This window comes from Lysinibacillus sp. FJAT-14222 (assembly GCF_001278875.1).
Lineage (GTDB): Bacteria > Bacillota > Bacilli > Bacillales_A > Planococcaceae > Lysinibacillus > Lysinibacillus agricola.
In genome coordinates this window covers 45,516-51,813 of record NZ_LIYL01000041.1, presented here as the reverse complement: position 1 = coordinate 51,813, position 6,298 = coordinate 45,516, and the positions used below count along the sequence as shown (strand labels likewise).

Genomic DNA, 6,298 nt, shown 5'->3' with positions numbered 1-6,298 from the left:
TCTTGCTCTTTTTTTGTAAATAATCTTTTCGTCATTTCATTCCGCTCCGACATCTTTTTTCTCATTATAAACAAAAGAACCCTATAGGATAGACTTTTTTCAAAGTGTCTATCTTATAGGGTACATTTTACTTTGAATCAGCTTTCTTTCTTTTAAAATAAAGCCTGAATAAACACTTAACTTTTTTAAGCTTCAAATATCCCTAAATGTTCGCGTAAAGTTGAACCTACGTAATCTTTTCGGAATACTCCAGCTTCCACAAATAAAGGAATCACATCACTAAAGAAGAGATCTAATGATTTTGGAGGTCCTCCAGGGATTGCAATAAATCCGTCCAGTGCGCCTGCTTCGAATCTTTCCATGATTTGTTGAAAAATTTCTTGTGGTGTACCAATAGCCACCCAATGAGAAGAACCAATTACTTCTGGTCTTTCAAGCAACTGTTCAACAGTTGGTTCGTTTTTAATAATAAATCGTCGTAATAAATCCGCATGCGTTTTACTACGCACAGCTTGGTCAGCATCCGGAAGAATATTCGCAGTGACTTTTTCATTTAATGCTAACTCTCTAAGATTCAAGCCGAGAACCATTTCAGCTAAAGCATATCTTCGCTCTATCGTGAGATGCTGATTAGCTTGTCGATACATCTCTTGTGCTTCTTCATACGTATCGCCAATAAAGAAATATAGACCAGGTAATACACGTATGGCATCTGGTTGTCGGCCATGCCCTTGTGCCCGCTCTTTTAAATCTTTGCACAATTCAATCCCTGACTCGATATCTGGCGTTGCAGCGAAAATCGCATCGGCAACTGAAGCAGCAAAGTTTCGACCAGACTCTGAAGCACCAGCTTGAAATAAAGGCATTGTTCCCGAAAAATGCTCAGGGACATTAAGAGGACCTTTTACATGAAAAAATTCCCCCTCATGGTCAATCGGCTGTATCATTTCTCTAATCACTTCAGCGGCATCTGCACTATCTACTTCTAAAACTTCATAAGGATGGCTCTTCCAAAGTTTCTTTACCAATTCCGTGCATTCTGCGGCTTTTGCATACCGTTCTTCAGATGCTGGCATCTTCTCATTCCCAAAGTTTTCAGCACCCTCAATCGATGTCACAATATTCCATCCTACTCTCCCATTACTAATCCAATTTAAAGATTGTAATTGTCGCGCTAATATATAAGGTGGATTGAAAGATGTTGAAGCAGTTGTAACGACTCCAATTTTTTTAGTTTCACGAGCAATAGCCGTAAAAAATAGTGTTGGATCTAGAATTACAGATCCCCTATTACGAGCAATCAAATCAGGGTGGGCCACTAAATAATCTGCTTTAAATACAAAATCTAACTTTGCTTTTTCTGCACGCTTAGCTAACTCTATTTGCTCTTCAATTCCTGAATAAAACTTATTATCATCCATTTGCATATTTTCTTTATCTTTTTTACTAGAGGACAATGTTAATCCAATACAAAGTTGTTTTTTTAAAGACATATGTACACACCTTCCTATAATTAGTTTATTGTCACATTTTTGGCTCATCACCAAAAGTTGGGGATGACATTTGTTAAAACGTATACCTTGTTGATTGGAGTGGAGGCTGGGCGACTCCTTGGAGATTAGCTATAGAGGAACGAAGGCTAAAACCATCACGTCCTGTGATAACGCCTTCGTGACCAACGTCGGTGCTGTTGCTGTCGCTGCGCTTTCGCACAAACAAAACCCTCTGCTGCCGCTTCGCTTTCCCGCAAAAAACATCTGTTGGCCCGAGACCCTGGAGCGCAAGCGTAGCGTCTCATCGGACGCCCCCAGGAAGCTCTGCGCGAAAGCGTAACGGCAGCAACAATGTTTTATCTGTGCGAAAGCGTAGCGTCAGCAACAATGTTTTATCTGTGCGAAAGCGAAGCGTCAGCAACAAAGCACTCAGTCGGAACGGAAATCAACTACACGTTATGGTGAGGATCCCATTTTTACTACCACACCAAAATATCAATCGTTCGAACATAAAAAACATTAATGATAATGATAATCATTTTCATTATAAGTTTCTATAATAACAAAATCAAGGACTATACTTATCGTGATATCCATAAAAAAACTAAAATGGCTTTCGTTTCGTGGTTTTATGCTGGTATGAAACAGCACATCTTTTTTATACAATAAAGCTTTATCCCATAAATAAAAACGGCCTGTGATTATCGGTGTAATCAACAAGCCGTTTTTTTCTAAATTTAATTTTTTAACAATACTTGATGTTAGTTTGTTAAATCAATTTACTTTCTTTAAGTAAATCATATACTATCGTGTCTTTCGTTTTATGAATACCAAATTTACCTATTTGTTTTAAGATAAATGGAGCATCTACATCTGTTAACTTTTTACCATCAAGTAAGCGAGCAGTTGAAGACAATAAAGTACGAATATCATAAGTAGATGCAAATACTTCTGGAACGCCTCGATCAATATCTAACAATTGATAAACAGCTTCCATTGCTGTTCTTACTGAATACTCAGTTGTAAATACTGTGTCTCTTTCAGTTTCACTAAAGTTCCCCATGAAGGCTAAGTTAACAGATCCATTAGGGACAACTAAAGGACGATCTCCCATTGCTCTAGGCATGAAGTAAGATGTTATATAAGGCATGTAACATGGAATTGTATTACAAGAATTTTGTGCTAAATCTGGTATTTCGTCTACAGGCACACCCATATGGTACAACCACTCTTGTGCTATCTCACTTCCAGAACATTCAGTAATACTCTTTTTAATAAAATCACCTGGTTTATTAGATAGTAAACCATAAATCCAAACTACCAATTGGTCTTTTGGTTGATCTTTAAAATGAGGTTGTCGGTTCAACGTATAGCTTAGCATCCAATTAGAATCTGTAGCAGTTACAATACCACCAGTAACTACCTTGCCAGCATATGGATCTCTTTTACTTATTTTTTCAATATACGGAGCAACTTTAGCATCCAATGTAGTTAGTGTTGCTGAAACAAACCAACTTTCTTCAGGTAGGTTATCGCAGAATTTTTCTGGTTTACCAAACTCAGAATCTTGGGAAGCTATGTTTTTCCAAAGTGACCAGCTTCCGCCTAAATCAGTGCTTATAGGAGCTGGCGTATTATTGTCACCATATGTTGTACTCTCCGTAATACTACCATTTGTAACAAACACTAATTCATTTTCTGTTAGCTCGATATTCTTTTTCACACCATTTTGTCTTAACACTAAAGTATGAGCTACTTTTTTATCGCCAACTTTATCAACTAAAACATTCTCTACAACCGTATTAAATTGAAAATCAACATTATGGCCTTCCAAATATTTAATCATAGGAAGTACTAAAGATTCGTACTGGTTATATTTTGTAAATTTCAAAGCAGATAAATCAGGTAGACCCCCTACATGGTGAATGAAACGCATAATATAACGACGCATTTCCATTGCAGAATGCCATTTTTCAAAAGCAAACATCGTAGACCAATATAGCCAGAAATTCGATTCAAAGAACTCTTCAGAGAAAACATCTGTAATTTTTTTATCATCTAATTTCTCTTCAGGAGTAAAGAATAATTTAATCATTTCTTCAGATGCTTTATCAGATAATGTAAACTTCCCATCATCCTCAAGTCTTTGTCCTCTATTATCCATCAATCTACATTTTGAATAGTTAGGATCCTCTTTATTTAACCAATAAAATTCATCTAAAACAGAAGCGTTTTCTATTTCTAAAGATGGGATTGAACGGAATAAATCCCATAGGCATTCAAAATGATCTTCCATTTCCCGACCACCACGAATAATAAAGCCTCTTGTCGGATTTAAAATACCATCAAGGCTACCACCTGAGATATCTAGTTCTTCGAGAATATGAATATTCTCTCCCTTCATTTGACCATCACGAATTAAAAAACATGCGGCTGAAAGTGAAGCTAGCCCCGAACCAACAAGATATGCTGATTTCTCATCAACCCCCACTGGTTTTTTAGGACGTGCAAAAGCCTCATAATTACCGTTACTGTAATACATAATACCGCCTCCATAACTATTATTGTGATATAGCATACCATTAATTAGCACGATGATGGTAAAATGCGAGAAAATTTAACAAAAAATTCAATTTCGAAGGTAAACTATAGAAATATATATCCTTCTAATTTGACACAACATTTCATTGCATTTTTATAAATTATTTATCGATATCTTTTGCATCAAAGGATTTATGCAATAAATTGTTCTTGTAGAGATTATCTGTACTAAACATTAAAGCACTTGGATAATTGCATGATTTTCTTTTATATATTAATCACAAAAGGCCGTCCTTAAGGGTTAAAGTGTACAATCTTTTGAGGGTAGCCTTGCATAATTATTATATTAAAAAAATAAAAAGGTGATTCAGCATTCAAAATTCACAAGGACAATTGTTATTTATCCCAGTTGACGCTTTCTTAAGGCATGTCCCCTAGAAATACAATAACCATCTATCATTTTTTTGATAGATGGTTATAAAAGTGTTTAAAATTTCTCTTTAATTTCCGAAAGGAAGATCATTCAATCTGGCTCCCTTATTTTATAAATCGTATAAATCGTTTCTTCCCAATTTGTAAAACCTCCTCATTCATCAATATCTTGTCAGTATCATCTACTGTAAGTTTTCCACCATTTAAAGAAACGTCATTTTGTTTAATTAATCGCATAAATTCACTTTTACTTTTAATATAGTTTTTAGCAATTAATGATGGAATAATATCTAGTACAGATTCTTTCCCTATTTCAATTAACATTGAGGGTATATTATCGGGAATTTGTTTCTTTGAGGAATGGTCGAACTTTGCTAGCATCTCTCCTTCATTAACAATCTTGTCTACACCCTTTTGAATAATTTCTAATTGTTCCTCTGGTTTTAAAAACATACAATACAACTCCTTGAATTCTTAATTAATATTGCAAGTTCTATAAGAGCAAAAAAAACGCCCTTTAGGAATCAACCTAAAGGACGTGTATGAACGTGCTACCACCTTAATTTAAGAATTATTCACATAACCCTTCTCAATAGGTACGGCTAAAGCGATACCTTTGCATTGATTACGGATGCAAACCCGTCGTATCCTACTAAAGTTCGGTACGCAGCTCCAAGATGTATTCATTTTAACTTTCCTTGCGCCTCTCATCGACCGGCTACTTTCTGTAAGTTCCAATCAATTATGCCTCGGCATAATTGCGTCTGGAATCGGCTTTGTGCTTGCACAAAGAACTCCTTTCCGATTCCGTGACATCCGCCGGAGGCTTTAACTTCAACGCTTTTACTCTTATACTCCAAATCGTTATCAACAATTTTTCGTTATGCAAATCTTGTTAATTATTATAGTCCCTTTATTTGAATTGTCAATAAATTAAAAGGATATTTTAAATTAAGTTGGATAATTCTTGTAAATTTACTTAACATAGCTCCCTAAGTACATTTACAGATACAATTGATAACTAAAGCCCTCTAAATGCAATATCTAATAAAAATTATAATTGGGCTAAATGAATAATCAAAAATACTATAGGAGGAATCATTAATGATGGCAGAAGATTTAACGTATTAAATTTCTTGATCCCCAAAATACTTAAACCGGAAGCTAATATTAATATACCTCCTACAATCGTCACTTCATTTAGAAGATCATTGCTTAAAGAATTCTCCATTAATATCGCAATTAAATAAATAGAACCTTGCCATACAAATAATACTATTCCTGCAACAGCTATCCCAATACCAAAAGTAGAAGCTAAAACAATTGAAGTAATTCCATCCAACATACCGTTTGCAAGCAGATATGTATAGTCTCCCTTTAACGCAGCCTCAACGGGACCTAAAATTGATAAAGTTCCAATACAAAATAATAAAATAGCAGTCGATAACCCTTCAGCTAAATTACCCTTAGAGTACTTATTTACTAAAGCATTAAATCTTGTTTCTAACTTTAGTTTTTGACCTAGTAAACCTCCTATAGCTAAACTTACAATAAAGAGCACTGGATATTTGCTTGAAGGTAAATGTTGTACTAGTGCATTTATTCCTAACCCCATAGCTACTAGTCCCATAGCCTGCATTAAAATATTATGATATTCATCTTTTATCCCCTTTTTAAAGATGCTTCCCACAATGCTCCCGACTATTATCATCATTGTATTAAATATTGTTCCAATCATAATCATTTCTCCTATTAAATAATAATCTTAACCCAAATGTATTATGAAGCTTAGCCATTTCCCCTATTGAAAATCGATTCTCCATTCAAATCTT

4 protein-coding genes are annotated in these 6,298 nt (G+C 35.0%); all 4 read right to left on the bottom strand.

Features of this window, described 5'->3' with window-relative positions:
* Nucleotides 1–185: 185 nt before the first annotated feature.
* The gene (locus AN161_RS16895) at nucleotides 186–1,493 is read right to left on the bottom strand and encodes an NtaA/DmoA family FMN-dependent monooxygenase (protein ID WP_053595513.1); all 1,308 of its coding nucleotides are present in this window, start codon (nucleotides 1,491–1,493) and stop codon (nucleotides 186–188) included.
* 769 nt (nucleotides 1,494–2,262) lie between these two features.
* Nucleotides 2,263–4,035 carry an oleate hydratase gene (locus AN161_RS16890; protein ID WP_053595512.1) on the bottom strand — a complete coding sequence of 591 codons (1,773 nt, stop codon included), beginning with the start codon at nucleotides 4,033–4,035 and terminating at the stop codon, nucleotides 2,263–2,265.
* A gap of 536 nt (nucleotides 4,036–4,571) precedes the next feature.
* Nucleotides 4,572–4,919: a hypothetical protein gene (locus tag AN161_RS16885; RefSeq protein ID WP_053595511.1), complete on the bottom strand. Its 348-nt coding sequence runs from the start codon at nucleotides 4,917–4,919 to the stop codon at nucleotides 4,572–4,574.
* 601 nt (nucleotides 4,920–5,520) lie between these two features.
* On the bottom strand, nucleotides 5,521–6,204 hold the full coding sequence (locus AN161_RS16880; RefSeq protein WP_053595510.1) for a DUF554 domain-containing protein: 684 nt from the start codon (nucleotides 6,202–6,204) through the stop codon (nucleotides 5,521–5,523).
* Between the last annotated feature and the right edge of the window lie 94 nt (nucleotides 6,205–6,298).

Bases quoted from the DNA above. Each gene is read 5' to 3' on its own strand.
- AN161_RS16895 (WP_053595513.1), bottom strand. From the start codon at position 1,493: ATGTCTTTAAAAAAACAACTTTGTATTGGATTAACATTGTCCTCTAGT.
- AN161_RS16890 (WP_053595512.1), bottom strand. From the start codon at position 4,035: ATGTATTACAGTAACGGTAATTATGAGGCTTTTGCACGTCCTAAAAAA.
- AN161_RS16885 (WP_053595511.1), bottom strand. From the start codon at position 4,919: ATGTTTTTAAAACCAGAGGAACAATTAGAAATTATTCAAAAGGGTGTA.
- AN161_RS16880 (WP_053595510.1), bottom strand. From the start codon at position 6,204: ATGATTGGAACAATATTTAATACAATGATGATAATAGTCGGGAGCATT.